The organism is Pseudomonas sp. C27(2019) (assembly GCF_008807395.1).
In the GTDB taxonomy this organism is placed as follows: domain Bacteria; phylum Pseudomonadota; class Gammaproteobacteria; order Pseudomonadales; family Pseudomonadaceae; genus Denitrificimonas.
In genome coordinates this window covers 1,680,332-1,695,723 of sequence record NZ_CP043320.1, presented here as the reverse complement: position 1 = coordinate 1,695,723, position 15,392 = coordinate 1,680,332, and the positions used below count along the sequence as shown (strand labels likewise).

The following is a 15,392-nucleotide window of genomic DNA, read 5'->3' as shown; positions in this document are numbered from 1 at the left end:
AGAGGTTAGGATAAAGCGCTTAAATAAAAAGGCCCGAGGTTTAATTAAACCTCGGGCCTTTGAGTTGCTTGGCTGCACTATTTGTAATGCAGCTAAGCTAGGTAGTCACTGATGTGCTGTTTTATTTAAAACGCTAAACCAACCTTCAAACCGATTTCTTCGTTTTTCAACTTAGTTTTAGCATATGCATGTCTGTCTTTAAGCTGATAGTTGTTCTGCATATAGTACACGCCAGCTGTGAGTGGCATATTATTGTAGCCTTTGTCCCACATGAAATTTAACTCAGCATAAGGGCTGTACTTACCTTTCAGATCGGCTGTCGCAGATCTTGAATTCTCAGCTTTGATTCGACTTTCCGCTTCAATATTGTAGCGTGTACCGATTTCTAAGCGACTTAGCAGTGTATTACCTTCATGGTTTAAGCCAACAGCTGCTTTAACAAAAGGTGACTTATTTGTCACTGTTAGGTCGACACCTTTTTTGTCATCAAACTTATTGTGCTGGTAACCGGCACCTGCAATACCGTCAAGATACAGGCTATTACCAACATCGAAGCGATAACCCAAATCAAGCTCGACTTGCAATTGTCTTTCTTTTACGTCGCCTCTTTTACCGTACTGTGCTTCAGCACCCGCTTGGTAGACGAGACCTTGCTTACCGGTCATTTTATTACCGTAGTTGTAATATATACCGCCTTTAGGCATGCGTTGTTTGTTGTTATTTACTGTTGGTGTATCGGTTGATACATCATATCGACTGATACTTCCCATAAGACCGATATTGGATACGGGTTCAGCTGCTTGAGTGGCAAGCGGTGACAGTAATAATCCTGCTACTGCAGCGCTTAGTAATAATTTATTATTCATCATAAAATACTCCTTATTTAAATGATATAAAGTGATGTTGCTTATTATATGTGAATGCGCTATTTATAAAAAGTTCAATTTATTATTATTTTAGTTATTTTTCATATGGTGGTTTTGTTTGTTTTAGTAAATGCGGTGTTAAATAGAGTGCGTAGAACGCGCGCCTGCGTGGCGCGCCCGTGTGGCGCATGCAGTAATGCGGTTAAATTATTCTGATTGGTTGCTGAGACGTTAATCTAAGTTTATTTAGCAAGCAGGCTGCATGGATAATTCGCAGTATTATTTAGCCTGTGCTATAAATACTGCGAATTATAAGTAAATATGAATTTTCAGAGCCAGTGCTATTTAGCGCAACGTGTTTGGGTAGGGGATGAACTCTTGGTTATCAGTTGGAATTTTTGCAAACTGCTGATCAATCCACTGCTGGCGTGCTTGTTTGACTCTTTCTATACGGCTGGAGACAAAATTCCAATCCATATAACGATGGCCAATGTCATCACCACCAATTAAAACCACTTGGCTGTCACGCTCTGCGCTAATAATGATGTCGTGATCGTCACTTAATAGCGCCAGTCTATGATGAGCGATCTTTAAGTCATTAATACAAACCTCACCAGAAGCGACATATAAACCGCGCATTGCTGCATGGGGCAATGTTAAGGATTGACCGGCTTGGAGTTGGGCTTCTATGTATAGCGTAGGGCTAAAAGTTTTCACCGGTGATGTGGCGCCATACGCTGTACCCATCAGCACGCGCAGGGCTACGCCGCCAATATTGAGTGAGGGTATCTGCTCGGCAGCGTAGTGATAAAATGCAGGATCTGTTTCTTCATCCTGTTCTGGCAATGCTAGCCACAATTGAAAGCCATGAATGGAGTGGGGCTGGCTTTTCACTTCGCCAGACTGGCGTTCGGAGTGCACGATGCCAGAACCGGCGACCATGAGGTTTAAATCACCTGGGCGAATGCTTTGTACGCTGCCAACAGAGTCCTGATGGAGCATTTCACCGTCGAGCAAATAGGTGACAGTGGCCATATTGATATGTGGGTGTGGGGCGATGTTAACACCAGCACCAGCCGGAAAGTCTGCTGGTCCCATATGGTCAAAAAAGACCCAAGGGCCAATGCGTCGAGCGCCTCTGGTGGGCAAGCTGCGGCGTACGGTGAAACCACCAAGCTCTTGGTCTTTAGGGTGTATCAGTTGCTGAACCAGTGTGCAGCCTGATTCAATGGCGCAGGGTGAATCCACAGTTTTGTTTTGATTGCTCATAGTGTTGTCCTTTGTCGGCGCGACTTAGATCAATTGTTAATATCAAGTGTCACTCAGTAACCTATATAGAGCAAAGCCTCTCTGGAGATTTTGCTGCTTCGATACGCATTACCTGGCGCTAGCACGTCTGTTGTCTACAGATTTCTCAGTTGGTTTATGCGATCATATAAAAGATTATTCGTTTGTATAGCATGTATTAGTAGAGAGCCGTTGTTATGACCAATGAATCACAAGCCTTAGCTGAGGCACATTTTGCCCAAGCAGCAGAAGGTTTTGAGCACAGCCCTATTTCCAAGCAACTGGCAGCGTTAAGTGATCAAGTCTTTGCGTTATTGCAATTGAATAAAAATCAGCGCTGGTTGGATTTTGGCGCGGGCACGGGTGCGCTCAGTGTGCCTCTGGCCGAGCATGTGGGGCAGGTGACAGCGCTGGATACTTCAGCAGCGATGCTGGCTAAGTTGATCGATAAAAATGTGCCGAATATTACTGCGCTTGAGCAGGATATTTTTAATGGCTTGAGTGAGTGCTATGAGGGCGTCATCAGTAGTATGGCATTGCATCATGTTGCTGATATTGCTGGGCTGTTAAGTTGTATGCACCAGTGCTTGGGCGAGAATGGACAGTTGGCACTGGTTGATCTGTACAGCGAAGATGGCAGCTTTCATGGTGACAATGCTGCTAAAGGTGTTGTGCACTTGGGCTTTGATCCGCAGCAGTTGTTAGAGCTGGCGGCAGCGGCTGGTTTTAAAGATTTAAGTTATCGCGAAATTTTTAACATTAAACATAAGAATGGCCGCAGTTACCCGCTGTTTGTCTTGTTAGGACGTGCTTAAGGGCTGCATGTCTCTGGGGCTGTGCAATGGGTCTGGCTTAACGCACTTGCAAAGCCCTTGTTGCAGCGGTCACGCTGCAGGTGTTTTAAGTTATTTGTATTCAAGCGGTTCATCAAGGCCTGACTGGCACTCTAATACATCGCTGCTTGCACTCAAAGCAATCAAATACTGCAAGCTGGCTTCAGTCGCAGGCATCAGTTGGCTCATGGCTTTGCTCGTGATTGTGAGTATGCCGCTGGAATCACGTTCAATAAAACCGAGTTCTTGTAGTTTATGGACTTTGCGACGCACGGTTTCGCGGGGGATAGCGCTGCACTCGGCAATGGATTGAATATTAATTGGCTGATCAGCGCGTTCTTTGCTGTTATCGGTGATAAATTGGCTGTAGGTCATATTTTGAGCGAGGCGGGCTGGCAGTGCGCGTGAACCTATAATCGCTAAAATCAGCATTAAGTCCAGATCACCGAAAAACTGCTGGCGCAGCACAATCAGTAGTTCGCACAAAGCCTCCACGTGTGCTGGAAAGATATGACCAAAGTTTGTTGTGATTTTTTCGTGGTTCTGCGGCATAGCAAATGCTCATGTAGTGACGCAAGTACAGAGGATGATACCCATTTTGGGTATAGAGTGCGTTGCTTAGTATTACTTATTCCGCGAAACTAAATAGTTGTTTTTAGAGTCAGTGCTGCGCGTGCAGCAATGATGAATGCATTACTCAGGAGTACAAGGATTGATAAAGCGCATTGGCTGGTTAGTAAGTGCCGCGCTACTGGCGGCAATAAGTGGCTGCGGAGAAAGCGAAGCGATTGATGAGCATGTAGAAGCCTCACGTCCTGTGCCCATCATTACCGTAGATACCTCCGATCAAATTTCAAGTTTGCGTTTTCCTGGGCGTGTGCGGGCGGCGCAACGTGCTGATTTGACCTTTAATGTAGCTGGGCAAGTGATTGAACTGCCTGCAGAAGAAGGGTTGTTGATCAAAAAAGGTGAGCTGGTGGCACGCCTCGATGATGCTAATTATCGCATCCAGATGCGCTCATCTTTAGCCAAATACAATAAAGCACAAACTGATTACAGGCGCGTTGAGCAACTGTGGCAGCGCAGTCAAGCGGTGGCCAAGGCTGAAGTGGATAAACAACGTACTGCAATGGATGTGGCGCAGGCGGACTATGCTTTAGCTAAAAAAGACTTTGATGACACCCGCTTGGTCGCGCCTTTTAGCGGTGTGGTGACCAAACGTTATGTGGAAAACTTCAGCAATGTCGAAGATAAAGAACCCATTATCAGCCTACAAGACCTGAACAACCTTGAAATCGTAATTAACGTGCCTGAGCGCATCGTGCGCAGCACACCAAAACAAGTGGCCGGTTATGCAGTCTTTGCTGACCAACCTGAGCTGCTATTGCCAGTGACGTTAAAGACCTTCTCCTCAGACAGTGATAAGCAAACACAAAGCTATGAAGTGGTGTTGGCGCTTGAGCCTGGTTATGAACTCAAGGTTTTGCCTGGGATGTCGGTGGATATTGTTCCGTCGCAGACAATCGAAGGCCTTAATGCTGGCTTGGTTAAGATACCGTTGCAAGCAATTTACTCGAGTGCCGACAGTGTTACTGGCGTTTGGTTGGTGAATCCTGAGACCTCGCGGGTGACTCTACAGGCGGTTGAGTTGGGTGATGTGCTTGGTGCCGAGGTTGTTGTGACGCAGGGTTTAGTGGGTGGCGAGCAGATTGTGACAGCAGGTGTGAGCCAGTTACGTGAAGGGATGCTGGTTCGCGCCCTCTAAGTTAAGGACGATCATAAATATAGGACGTATATACAGTGAATATTGCTGAACACACACTCGCTAAGCGCACCATCGCTTGGATGCTAACGCTCTTGGTGCTATTGGGTGGTTACATCAGTTATGAAAAATTAGGGCGTTTTGAAGACCCTGAATTTGTGATTCGCCAAGCTGCGATTACCACGCTGTATCCGGGTGCTTTACCGGCGCAAGTGGCTGAGGAAGTCACTGAGGTGATTGAAGAAGCGGTGCAGCAGCTGCAAGAAATCAAAGAAGTAACCTCGATTTCTCGCATGGGTAATTCGTTGGTTAAGGTTGAAATTGAATTAGAGTTTGCTCCCAGCAAGGTGGAGCTTGAGCAAATTTGGGACAAGCTCAGACGTAAAGTCAATGATGCTCAGCACAAGCTGCCGCCAGGCGCTGGCCCATCCATTGTCAATGATGATTTTGGTGATGTGTATGCCTTGTTTTTTGCCGTCACCGGTGAGGGTTATAGCTTAAAAGAGATCAAAGATTATCTTGATCTGCTGGAGCGTGATTTATTACAAGTGCCTGGTGTGGGTCGCGTTGCCACATTAGGTGCGCCAGATGAGGCGATATTTATTGAGATTGCTTCAGCCAAGGCAGCACAGCTGGGTATGTCGCAAAATGAAATCTATCAATCGTTGCGCCAGCAAAATGTGATCACCGATTCGGGTAACTTATTGATCGGCCCGCAACGCGTACAATTTAGTCCGCAGGGGCATATCGATTCAGTTGAGGCGTTAGGCCATATTGCTTTGGGTTCGGCCAGTGGCGAACAGGTTATATTCTTAAAAGATATTGCCAAGATCACCCGCTCGACTATTGAGCCGCCGCGCGCGTTGATGAGTTATGACGGGCAGCCCGCAATTGGCTTAGGTATTTCCCAGGTGGCTGGCGGCAACGTAGTGGATGTTGGTGATGCAGTGCGCACGCGCTTGCAAGAGCTGGAATCACAGCGGCCAATTGGCATTGATCTGCAGGTTGTCTCTTATCAGTCCGACTCAGTGCGCGAGGCGGTCAATGGCTTTGTTGCTAACCTTGCTGCTGCAGTCGTTATTGTGGTGCTGGTGCTGATTCTGTTTATGGGCTGGCGCAGCGGTGTGATTGTCGGCAGTGTTTTATTGCTTACAGTGGCTGGTACTTTGATTGCGATGTATATGGATGATATCGCCATGCAGCGCGTGTCTTTGGGTGCGTTAATTATTGCCCTCGGTATGCTGGTGGATAACGCCATTGTCGTGACTGACGGTATTTTAGTGCGCATGCAAAAAGGTGAAGCTGCTGAAAGTGCTGCGATTGCGGTGGTCAAGGGTACGCAGTTTCCTTTGTTAGGCGGTACCGTGGTTGGTATTTTGGCCTTTAGTGCGATTGGTTTGTCGCCAACGGATATGGGTGAATACGCAGGCTCACTGTTTTGGGTGATCATGTATTCGATGCTGTTCAGTTGGTTATTTGCGGTGACTTTAACGCCGCTGCTGTGCGTGACCATGTTGAAAGTCAAAGTCATCCCAGAAGGCGCCGAAGAAAAGCAAGCGGGTATTTTGTATCGCTATCGCCGCTTATTAAATGTGGCGCTGCGCAAACGACTGTTCACAGGTGTGCTGATGCTCAGTTTGTTAGCCAGTGCGATTTATGGTTTTAACTGGGTCAAACCCGGCTTTATGCCTGATTCAGCACGCCCACAGTTTGTGGTCGACATGTATTTGCCGCAAGGCTCAGATATACGTGAAACAGCGAAAGAGCTGGAAAAAATGGCTGCGTATGTGCATGAAAAAGACAGCGTAACCCATATCACGCGTTTTGTTGGGCAGGGCGGTTTGCGCTTTATGCTGACTTACAGCCCTGAAGATCCCAACAGCAGTTATGGTCAGCTGTTAATTGATGTAGATGATGCGCCAGGCATTGCTGCGTTGGTTGATGAGTTGCAAGATGAGCTGACTGAGCGTCATCCGCTGGCTGAAATCAAGGTTTGGAAATTTATGCTGGGCCGCGGCGGCGGTAAGAAAATTGAGGTGGCGTTTAAAGGCTCAGAACCTGAGGTGTTGCGTCAATTAGCTGAGCAAGCCAAAGCCATTATGGCTGAGGATCCTGGCGCCATTGCCATCCAGGATGACTGGCGCGATAAAACGCCGGTGCTGCGTCCTGTGGTTAATGAAGTGGCGGCACGCCGAGCTGGGGTTGATATTACCCAGATCAGTCAAGCGCTTAACCGCACCTTTACCGGTGAGCGGGTGGGGGTGTATCGCGAGCAAGACAAGTTAATTCCAATTATCGTTCGTGCACCTTACAGTGAACGCTCGCTGGCGCAGGATATAGAAAACGTTCAGGTCTACAGCCCGACTGCGGACAAATACTTGCCGATGAGTCAGTTGGTGAGTGGGGTTGAGGTTGAGTGGTCAGATGCTATTTTACGCCGTGTCGACCGATTTCCGACCATTAAGGCGCAGGCCGATCCCTTGCCGGGTGAGCAGTCTGATCCCTTATTTAATCGTCTCAAACCTAAAATTGAGGCGATTGAGCTGCCGCCGGGCTACAGCTTAGAGTGGCATGGTGAATATAAGGACTCGAACGAATCCAACGAAGGTTTGGCGATTTCAGCACCCTATGGTTTTAGCGCGATGGTGTTAGCAGTGGTGCTGATGTTTAACGCGATTCGCCAGCCTTTGGTGATTTGGCTGACGGCTCCGTTGGCTATTATCGGAGTGACGGTAGGCTTAGTGATCTTCCAAGTGCCGTTTGAGTTTATGGCGATTCTGGGCTGTCTCAGTCTAGTAGGGATGCTGGTGAAGAACTCCATTGTCTTGGTCGATCAAGCTGATGTAGAAATACGTGAGGGCAAGGCTGGTTTTATTGCGGTTATTGATGCAGCGGTCAGTCGTGCGCGACCGGTTTTTTTGGGTGCTTTGACCACTATTTTAGGGGTGGCACCGCTGCTTTGGGATCCGTTCTTTAAGAGTATGGCTGTCGTTATTATGTTTGGTCTGGCCTTTGCTACGGTCTTAACCTTAGTGGTGGTACCGCTGCTGTATGTGGTGATTTTCCGCATTCCTGCAGAGCCTGAGGAGGCAGCAAAATCGTAGGGTGGACATTTATGTCCACGTATCAGGGCTTGCTGAAACAATTGTAGAGTTTTTGCTGCAAACGCAAAGCAGCTCATTCGCAGGGTTAGGCCTAGTGCGCACTGCGCTAAGTTTGTTCTTTCCTTAACGAGCCCGTCCGGGGCTCGATGCGGGCGTAGCGCCGGAGTTGAACCCTGGATGGGTTCATCGACGGATAAACACCAGCCCCTGAGTACGGCATGCACCGCACTCCTGAGTAAATAATTTCAGCACACTCGAAACTTAACAGGCAGTGTCAGGTATAGCGAAGTAAAGCCTGCGCCGCCATGGATGGCGGTGTGGAGCCTACAGGGATGTACTTGCAGCGTCTTTACGCAGCTATACCTGATACTGCAAAGCATCGCAGTAAATAGAATTAAGGCCTTAGCGCCCTTGAAAACCGCAGCTCGACGTTCCATAAAGGAGCGCACGCCTTCTGCGGCGTCCTCGCTGGTCATTACCTTGGCTAAATCATCAAATACCTCAGCCAACGCTGCGCTATCGCCATGCAGTCGCCCGATCTTTGAGGATTTAAGAGCTGCTTGTACGCCCAAGGGCGCAGCCGCGGCGACTTTAAGTGCCAGCTCGCGGGCGCGCTGTTGCAGTGTTTCAGGCTCGCACAGCTCGGTAATCATGCCCCAGTCATAGGCTTGTTGGCCGCTAAACTCATCGCCTGTGAGTAAGTAGCGCTGGGCACGCGCCCAGCCAATTTCTTCAGGCAAGCGTACTGTACCGCCACCACAGGGATAAATACCGCGCTGTACTTCCAGTTGCGCAAAGCGTGTTTCAGCGGTGGCAAGGCGGATTTCTGTATTTAGCAATAGCTCTAAGCCTGATGTGAAGCACAGGCCTTGCACAGCAATGATTAAGGGTTTGGTCAGGATTGTGCCGGCAATCCCATAGGGGTCAATTTCATCTGGTCCTATCTCTGGCGCTTGGCCTTTAGCGAAAATGGGTGCCCACTGATCCAATTCTAAGCCAGAGGTGAAGTGTTTTCCCTTGGCTTGAATAACGCCCACTCGCAGCTCGCTGTCATGTTGCAGTCGATAAAGTGCCTGCGCCAACAGATGGAAGCTTTCAGGATCCAGTGCATTGAGCTTGTCTGGGCGATTAAAGGTTATGGTGAGAATATACTCACTGGCGTCAACCAGTACTTTGTTTTCAGTACTCATGGTAACTCCTTAGTCATTGGCCGCTTGTTTGTTGCGTAGCGAATTATGAGCTGCAATGTCAGGGCGTCAGCAGATATCAGCTCACAGTGCTAGTTTTCTCTGTGAACACAGCCTAGAACCAGTCGCTTTGCATATCTAAGCAGCTGCGATCAAAACGTTGCAATAGGCGCGCTTGCAGTTCTATCTCTGGCAGCTCCCAGCGAATAAAGTACTGGGCGGCTTGTAGTTTGCCAGCAACAAAATCTTGATCTTCTGTGTTACTTGAGTCCGCAAAAGTTTCTAAGGCTTTATCGGCCATCTCCAGCCATAACCAAGCAACCACAGTTTTACCCATCATGTCCAAGAATATAGCAGAGTTAGCCAGCGCCTCATCGACCTGACCTTGCTGTAATGCACCGCCAAGTTTCAGTGTGGTGGATTGCACCAATGCTAAGTACTGCTCAAACTCACCGACCAACTCACTGAGCTGTGGTTTTTGTGCGGCGCTGGTGAGGGTGGTGTGCATGCGTGCCATCAATAGTTTTAAGCCTTTACCATTGTGCTGCCAGAGCTTACGGCCTAATAAATCCAGAGATTGAATACCGTGCGTGCCTTCATGAATCGGATTTAAACGGTTGTCGCGATAGTATTGTTCCACTGGGTAATCGCGCGTGTAACCCGCGCCAGCAAGCACTTGAATGGCTAAATCATTGGCGCGCGGGCCATAGAAAGACGGGAAAGATTTAACCATGGGCGTCAGCAGATCCAGCAAGATACCAGCATCTGCATCGTTACCAGCTTCTTGCTCATCGACTAAACGAGCGGCCAATAAACACAGGGCCAGCGAGCCTTCCACGTAAGACTTTTGCGCCAATAACATGCGCTTTACATCGGTGTGTTCGATGATATTAATCGGCTTGCTATCTGGGCTTTTTTCTGTGGCAGCACGGCCTTGCGGACGATTACGTGCGTAATTAAGTGATTCTAAATAGCCGCGGTAACCGATCATTGCTGCGCCCAGACCCACGCCAATCCGCGCTTCGTTCATCATCATAAACATGTGCAACAAGCCTTTGCCCGCTTCACCGAGTAAGTAACCGGTGCAGTTATCCTGCTCACCAAAATTGAGCACGGTGGAGGTGGTGCCACGGTAACCCATTTTGTGCAGCAATCCAGCCAACTGCACGTCATTACGTTCGGCTAATGAACCATCTGTGTGGGTGATGAACTTGGGCACGATAAACAGTGAAATACCCTTGCTGCCTTTTGCTGCACCTTCGATACGAGCCAAGACCAAGTGGACAATATTCTCGGTGATGTCTTGATCACCGCCGGAGATATACATTTTCTGGCCTTTAATGCGGTAGCTGCCATCCTCTGCAGGCAGTGCTTTAGTGCTTAAATCACCCAAAGATGAGCCAACATCCGGCTCGGTGAGCGCCATGGTGCCGGCAAAGCGACCGCTAAACATCGCTGGCACAAACATGGCTTTTTGTTCTTCTGTACCAAAAGCATGAATCACATTGGCCGCAGCACTGGTCAAAAATGGGTAACCAGCAGTAGCGGGGTTGGCTGACATAAAGAAGCTGTTCGCCGCCATATGCAGCAGTGAGGGCAGTTGCATGCCACCCTCGTCATAATCGTGCTTAGCGCAGAGCAAACCAGAGTCGGCAAAGTGCTGCCAGGCCTGTTTTACCTCAGGAATGGTGGTGACGTTTTGGCCATCAAATTGTGGCTCGTTGGCGTCAGCTTTGGCGTTGTGCGGGGCAAAGTAATCAACAGCGATGCGTTGTGCCGTATTTAAAATGCTATCAAAGGTGGTGCGATCATGCTCTGCAAAACGCGGTAATTGAGTCAGTTGTTCAGCGTTAAATACGTTGTAAAGGAGGAACTCTAAGTCTTTATTATTGATTAGATTCGACACGGTGGACTCCAATGGTAGAAAAGTAGGCAGTGAACGAGTATCAACCTTGTTGCACATAAAAATAATTGTCAATATAGCCACTCTTAGAGTGAAAAGTGACAAAGTATGCTCAATATAGTGATCCTGGGATTTGATTCAGCGCTGGCATCTGCAATAACGGGTGTGATGGATTTGTTTGCTTTAGCTGGCGTGACGTGGAATCGCGTGCAGGGTGAAACGGTGGGTCGCCATTTTAATGTGCGTCTTGCTAGCCCCTGTGGTGAGCCGATTCGATGCATCAACGGTATTCAAATCGCCGCTCAACTGAGCTACGCACAGATAGAACAAGTGGATGCCATTATTGTGCCGACCATTGGTGGCCCTATTGATGAGGTGCTGGCGCAGAACCCCGAACTGTTGGCGTTATTGCAACATGCCAACCGTGAAGGCTGGACGATTGCGGGTAACTGTACCGGTAATTTTCTCTTGGCTGAGGCGGGTATTCTCAATGGCCGCAGGGCTACAACCCATTGGGGGTTTAAAGAACGGTTTGCTCAGCGCTATCCCGCAGTGAAGTTAACTGCAGATCAGCTGATTACCCGTGATGCGCATATTTATTGCGCTGGTGGTGGTTTGGCATGGTTTGATTTAGGCCTGCACATGATCGAGCGTTATGTAGGTTTTGAGGTAGCGCTGCAAACGGCTAAAGCCTTCGTTATCGATTATCGTCGAGACAGTCAGCTGTCGTATTCGCTGATGCGTTTGGCCAAGCCGCATAAAGATGAGCTGGTAAAACAGGTGCAAGCTTGGCTGCAAGAGCACTACGCACAAGAGTTTACTTTGGATGCGTTGGCAGAGCGCTTTAATGTCTCAAAGCGCACCCTGATTCGCCGTTTTAATGGGGCGCTAGGCAGCCCACCTAATGCTTATCTGCAATCACTGCGCATTGAAGCGGCGCAGAAGCTGTTGGAAGAATCTGAACTGACAGTGGATCGGGTCATGTCGCAAGTCGGTTATGAAGATACCAGCTCATTTCGACGATTGTTTCGCAGCAAAACCGGCATAACGCCCAGCGAGTACCGCCGACGTTTTAGTCGACGTTAAACGCTATAGAGACGAGGACTGTTGTTGAGACAAAGCTGCTCTAGGTTTGCGCTAGGCTTGTGTGATCTGCGAACATGGCTGTTTATTATTGTCGAGTTAGCGCCAGACGCAGTGTGCCGGCATCTTTAATTTAATTTGATGGCTCGTACTGCTCGCGACCTGACATTTACATCAATGAGGGTTTTTATAGTGCCTTATGTATTGCTGGCCTTGGCTGCGGTCATGTTTGGTCTATACAACGTGTTTATTAAAATGTCGGCTGATCATATCCAAGCAGTGCTGGGAGCGGTCATTCTGCAATTTGTTGCGGCTTTTTTAGGCTTGGGTTTATTGCTGTATTTTAAGTATGTTGACAATATCGAGCTGCATATAACCCCGCGTGGCGTTAGCCTAGCCATGCTTGCTGGTGCGGCGATTGGTATTGTGGAAATTTTAACCTTTGTTATTTATGGGCGCGGGGTCGATGTCGCCGTCGGTAACCCTTTGATTGTTGGTGGGTCTTTAATAGTGACAACAGGTATAGGTTGGTTGTTTTTGCGCGAAATGCTAAATCCATGGCAAGTGCTTGCCGTATTTAGCATTGTCGCAGGCGTGGTGATGTTGGCTTGGCAGGCAGGGCGAGGGGTATGACAGATAACAAACAGTCGCCGCTGCAGGCCTACACACGCGCAGTCGCTGAGGGCTTTATTGATGATCCGGCACAGCGTCAAGCGGTTGAGGCTTTAGAAACATGCTATCAAGCACTGCAGCAGGGCTGCGCTGTGGCGCAAGGCGTGTATTTATATGGACGGGTTGGGCGCGGTAAAACCTGGTTGATGGATCAGTTTTATCGCAATCTAAGTGTCCCAGCGCGGCGTCAGCATTTTCACCACTTTATTCGAGACGTGCACCAGCGTTTGTTTCGCTTAATGGGCACAGCTGACCCGCTAGCGGTGATTGCTTCTGAACTCAGCGATGAGATTCAAGTGCTGTGCTTTGATGAGCTGTTTGTCAGCGACATTGCTGATGCGATGATTCTGGGTCGCTTGTTTCAAGCGATGTTTGCCCGCGGTTTAATTATTGTTGCGACCTCCAACCAGCCACCCTCTGAACTGTACAGTGACGGCCATAATCGCAAACAGTTTTTGCCTGCAATTGCGGCGATTGAGCAGCAGATGCAGTTGGTTAGTGTCGACGGGGAACAGGATCATCGTTTGCACAGTGGTGCCACGATACAGCGTTATTGGATTAAACACGCTGAGCACAGCAGCGTAATGCCTGAGTTATTTGCGCAGCTGAGTGCAGGGCAAAAAGCTGAGCAGGGCGAGCTGTCTTTAGGCACGCGTACACTGCTAACGCAGGCGTACAGTGATAACGTTTTGTGGTGTGATTTTGCCGCACTCTGTGACCTGCCTTTTGCCGCAAGCGACTTTATAACGCTGTGTGACCGTTTTCAGCTGTTGTTGCTCAGCGCTGTGCCTGTGCTCGGCGGAGAGCAGCAAGCAGCCAAGATCGCGCGTGGCACTGAAGATGCTGCGCAGCAAGTCGAGGCTGGTGATCGACACTTGCCTATGCTGGCGCCCGCTGATGATAGCGTGCGTCGTTTTATTGCTTTAATTGATGAGTGCTATGACCGTGGTGTAGCAGTGTATATTGAAGCTGATGTAGCGCTGGAAGCACTCTATACTCAAGGCTATTTAGCCTTTGCCTTTCGCCGTACATACAGCCGTATAAAAGCCATGCAGCTCGAAAGTTTTGCAAAATACTGAGATTTGCTTTCTTATAGTGACTGTTACGATTTTATTAAGGGGACCTAGCGCATGCATTTGAGTATCCGCTTACTGGGTTTAGCCAGTGTTATGTTGTTAGCCGCCTGTTCATCCAATGCGCCTATTAGTGAACCTGTTGCGCCAGCGCAGTCTTCCACTTCAGCTTTTTTTAACCCTGCTGCTGACGATGTGTTGTTTCGTGCCATTGGTTTGGTTGGCACTCCTTATGTTTGGGGTGGTAATACGCCTTCATCTGGGTTTGATTGCAGTGGTTTAATTGGTTTTGTCTATAACGATGTGGCGGGTATTCGTCTGCCGCGAACCACTGCGCAAATGATGCAGGTGAAAGGCCAGCGTGTGCCGCGTAATCAGTTACGCAGTGGCGATATTATTTTTTTTAGCACCGCCAAACATGGCCGTGTCAGTCACGCCGGTATTTATGTCGGCAATGGCCGCTTTGTGCATGCGCCATCCTCGGGTGGTACCGTGCGTTTAGACAGTGTCGATTCTAAATACTGGAACAAAGCCTATCTGCAGGCTAAGCGTATTTTGAGCAGCGAGACGGTGGTAGTGAACCCCTAAATAAAGTGCTGGGTGTTGCTTTTTAAGGAAGCGCTGGGTACTGAGTTAAACAATAAGAGAGTGGATATGACAGAGCAACAACAGCCACGCATTGGCGTTATTGGCACCGGTGCGATTGGTGGTTTTTATGGCTTGATGCTGGCGCGCGCTGGTTTTGATGTACATTTTTTATTGCGCAGCGAATATGACGCTGTCAGCCGTCATGGCTTGCGTATTAACAGCACAGTGCATGGTGAATTGCATCTGCCAAAGGTGCAGGCCTACAACGATGTTGCGCAGATGCCTCAGTGCGATTGGCTATTAGTCGGCGCTAAAACCACCAGTAACGCTGATCTGGCACCCATTATCAACCAGGCTGCTGCGCCTAACGCAAAAATCTTGTTGTTACAAAATGGTTTTGCGGTTGAGGAGCAGTTGCGGCCTTTGCTGGACGCGCACCTGCATTTGCTCGGTGGTTTGTGTTTTATCTGCGTGCATCGCAGTGCGCCAGGAGTGATTGAGCATCAGGCCCAAGGTGGGGTTAATCTGGGTTATCACAGTGGCTCTGTGTCTGCTGAAGAGGGTTATGCTATTGCTCAGCAAGGCGCAGCCTTGTTTCAGCAGGCCGGGCTGGATTCCAAAGCGATGGCGCAGCTGCAAGAGGCGCGCTGGCAAAAGCTGGTATGGAACATTCCTTACAACGGGCTATCAGTGCTGCTCAACAGCAATACCGCGCAATTAATGGGCGAGCCACACAGCCGTGAACTGATTGTTGACTTGATGAATGAGGTGATTGCAGGCGCCGCCGCGTGTGGTTATCCGTTACCAGATACATTAGTGGCGGGTATGCTGAAGGTTACGGACGCCATGCCAGCTTACTTACCGAGCATGCACCATGACTTTACTCAGCAGCGCCCCATGGAGTTGCAAGCCGTTTATAGAGCACCGCTAGAGGCAGCGCAGGCTGCAGGTTGTGCCATGCCAAAGGTTAAAATGCTGCTGCAAACCTTAGAGTACTTATCAGCCTAGCGTCGATTGCCGATGATATTACTGAT

At 48.9% G+C, this 15,392-nt stretch carries 13 protein-coding genes; 8 read left to right on the top strand and 5 right to left on the bottom strand.

Annotation, left to right across the window (positions count from 1 at the left end; genetic code table 11):
* Window positions 1–125: 125 nt before the first annotated feature.
* Window positions 126–869 carry an outer membrane beta-barrel protein gene (locus FXF61_RS07685; RefSeq protein WP_151184720.1) on the bottom strand — a complete coding sequence of 248 codons (744 nt, stop codon included), beginning with the start codon at window positions 867–869 and terminating at the stop codon, window positions 126–128.
* Window positions 870–1,211: 342 nt separating this feature from the next.
* Window positions 1,212–2,135: a pirin family protein gene (locus FXF61_RS07680; RefSeq protein ID WP_151184719.1), complete on the bottom strand. Its 924-nt coding sequence runs from the start codon at window positions 2,133–2,135 to the stop codon at window positions 1,212–1,214.
* Window positions 2,136–2,350: 215 nt separating this feature from the next.
* Here FXF61_RS07680 and FXF61_RS07675 point away from each other — a divergent pair, with 215 nt between their 5' ends.
* Window positions 2,351–2,968 carry a class I SAM-dependent methyltransferase gene (locus FXF61_RS07675; RefSeq protein ID WP_151184718.1) on the top strand — a complete coding sequence of 206 codons (618 nt, stop codon included), beginning with the start codon at window positions 2,351–2,353 and terminating at the stop codon, window positions 2,966–2,968.
* A 90-nt stretch (window positions 2,969–3,058) separates the two neighbouring features.
* Here the strand turns inward: FXF61_RS07675 and FXF61_RS07670 are convergent, their stop codons facing one another.
* On the bottom strand, window positions 3,059–3,538 hold the full coding sequence (locus FXF61_RS07670) for a helix-turn-helix domain-containing protein (RefSeq protein WP_151184717.1): 480 nt from the start codon (window positions 3,536–3,538) through the stop codon (window positions 3,059–3,061).
* A gap of 160 nt (window positions 3,539–3,698) precedes the next feature.
* On the opposite strand from FXF61_RS07670, the gene FXF61_RS07665 reads away from it, so the two are divergent.
* Complete coding sequence (locus FXF61_RS07665) at window positions 3,699–4,751, top strand: efflux RND transporter periplasmic adaptor subunit (protein ID WP_218571784.1); 1,053 nt, start codon at window positions 3,699–3,701, stop codon at window positions 4,749–4,751.
* Window positions 4,752–4,786: 35 nt separating this feature from the next.
* A complete protein-coding gene (locus FXF61_RS07660) occupies window positions 4,787–7,852 on the top strand; it encodes an efflux RND transporter permease subunit (RefSeq protein WP_151184715.1) in 3,066 nt (1,021 codons plus the stop codon).
* 245 nt (window positions 7,853–8,097) lie between these two features.
* On the opposite strand, the gene FXF61_RS07655 is transcribed toward FXF61_RS07660, so the two are convergent.
* Both FXF61_RS07655 and FXF61_RS07650 read right to left on the bottom strand, forming a co-directional pair.
* Window positions 8,098–9,042 carry a crotonase/enoyl-CoA hydratase family protein gene (locus tag FXF61_RS07655; protein ID WP_151184714.1) on the bottom strand — a complete coding sequence of 315 codons (945 nt, stop codon included), beginning with the start codon at window positions 9,040–9,042 and terminating at the stop codon, window positions 8,098–8,100.
* 112 nt (window positions 9,043–9,154) lie between these two features.
* Window positions 9,155–10,945 carry an acyl-CoA dehydrogenase gene (locus FXF61_RS07650; protein WP_151184713.1) on the bottom strand — a complete coding sequence of 597 codons (1,791 nt, stop codon included), beginning with the start codon at window positions 10,943–10,945 and terminating at the stop codon, window positions 9,155–9,157.
* Between the two features lie 105 nt (window positions 10,946–11,050).
* Here FXF61_RS07650 and FXF61_RS07645 point away from each other — a divergent pair, with 105 nt between their 5' ends.
* The 5 genes from FXF61_RS07645 (at window position 11,051) to FXF61_RS07625 (ending at window position 15,366) form a co-directional block, all read left to right on the top strand.
* Window positions 11,051–12,028 (top strand): GlxA family transcriptional regulator, encoded by a 978-nt coding sequence (locus FXF61_RS07645; RefSeq protein ID WP_151184712.1) that lies wholly within the window; start codon window positions 11,051–11,053, stop codon window positions 12,026–12,028.
* 174 nt (window positions 12,029–12,202) lie between these two features.
* Window positions 12,203–12,658 (top strand): EamA family transporter, encoded by a 456-nt coding sequence (locus FXF61_RS07640; protein WP_151184711.1) that lies wholly within the window; start codon window positions 12,203–12,205, stop codon window positions 12,656–12,658.
* The gene (gene zapE / locus FXF61_RS07635) at window positions 12,655–13,776 is read left to right on the top strand and encodes a cell division protein ZapE (protein ID WP_151184710.1); all 1,122 of its coding nucleotides are present in this window, start codon (window positions 12,655–12,657) and stop codon (window positions 13,774–13,776) included. Before FXF61_RS07640 ends, zapE begins: the two co-directional genes overlap by 4 nt.
* Before the next feature lie 51 nt (window positions 13,777–13,827).
* Window positions 13,828–14,358, top strand: coding sequence for a C40 family peptidase (locus tag FXF61_RS07630; RefSeq protein ID WP_151184709.1), 531 nt, complete (start codon window positions 13,828–13,830; stop codon window positions 14,356–14,358).
* Window positions 14,359–14,424: 66 nt separating this feature from the next.
* On the top strand, window positions 14,425–15,366 hold the full coding sequence (locus tag FXF61_RS07625; RefSeq protein WP_151184708.1) for a putative 2-dehydropantoate 2-reductase: 942 nt from the start codon (window positions 14,425–14,427) through the stop codon (window positions 15,364–15,366).
* Window positions 15,367–15,392 lie beyond the last annotated feature (26 nt).

What these genes read in the sequence shown, in the direction of transcription:
- FXF61_RS07685 (WP_151184720.1), bottom strand. Translation starts at nt 869, where the DNA reads ATGATGAATAATAAATTATTACTAAGCGCTGCAGTAGCAGGATTATTA.
- FXF61_RS07680 (WP_151184719.1), bottom strand. Translation starts at nt 2,135, where the DNA reads ATGAGCAATCAAAACAAAACTGTGGATTCACCCTGCGCCATTGAATCA.
- FXF61_RS07675 (WP_151184718.1), top strand. Translation starts at nt 2,351, where the DNA reads ATGACCAATGAATCACAAGCCTTAGCTGAGGCACATTTTGCCCAAGCA.
- FXF61_RS07670 (WP_151184717.1), bottom strand. Translation starts at nt 3,538, where the DNA reads ATGCCGCAGAACCACGAAAAAATCACAACAAACTTTGGTCATATCTTT.
- FXF61_RS07655 (WP_151184714.1), bottom strand. Translation starts at nt 9,042, where the DNA reads ATGAGTACTGAAAACAAAGTACTGGTTGACGCCAGTGAGTATATTCTC.
- FXF61_RS07645 (WP_151184712.1), top strand. Translation starts at nt 11,051, where the DNA reads ATGCTCAATATAGTGATCCTGGGATTTGATTCAGCGCTGGCATCTGCA.
- FXF61_RS07640 (WP_151184711.1), top strand. Translation starts at nt 12,203, where the DNA reads ATGAGGGTTTTTATAGTGCCTTATGTATTGCTGGCCTTGGCTGCGGTC.
- zapE (WP_151184710.1), top strand. Translation starts at nt 12,655, where the DNA reads ATGACAGATAACAAACAGTCGCCGCTGCAGGCCTACACACGCGCAGTC.
- FXF61_RS07630 (WP_151184709.1), top strand. Translation starts at nt 13,828, where the DNA reads ATGCATTTGAGTATCCGCTTACTGGGTTTAGCCAGTGTTATGTTGTTA.
- FXF61_RS07625 (WP_151184708.1), top strand. Translation starts at nt 14,425, where the DNA reads ATGACAGAGCAACAACAGCCACGCATTGGCGTTATTGGCACCGGTGCG.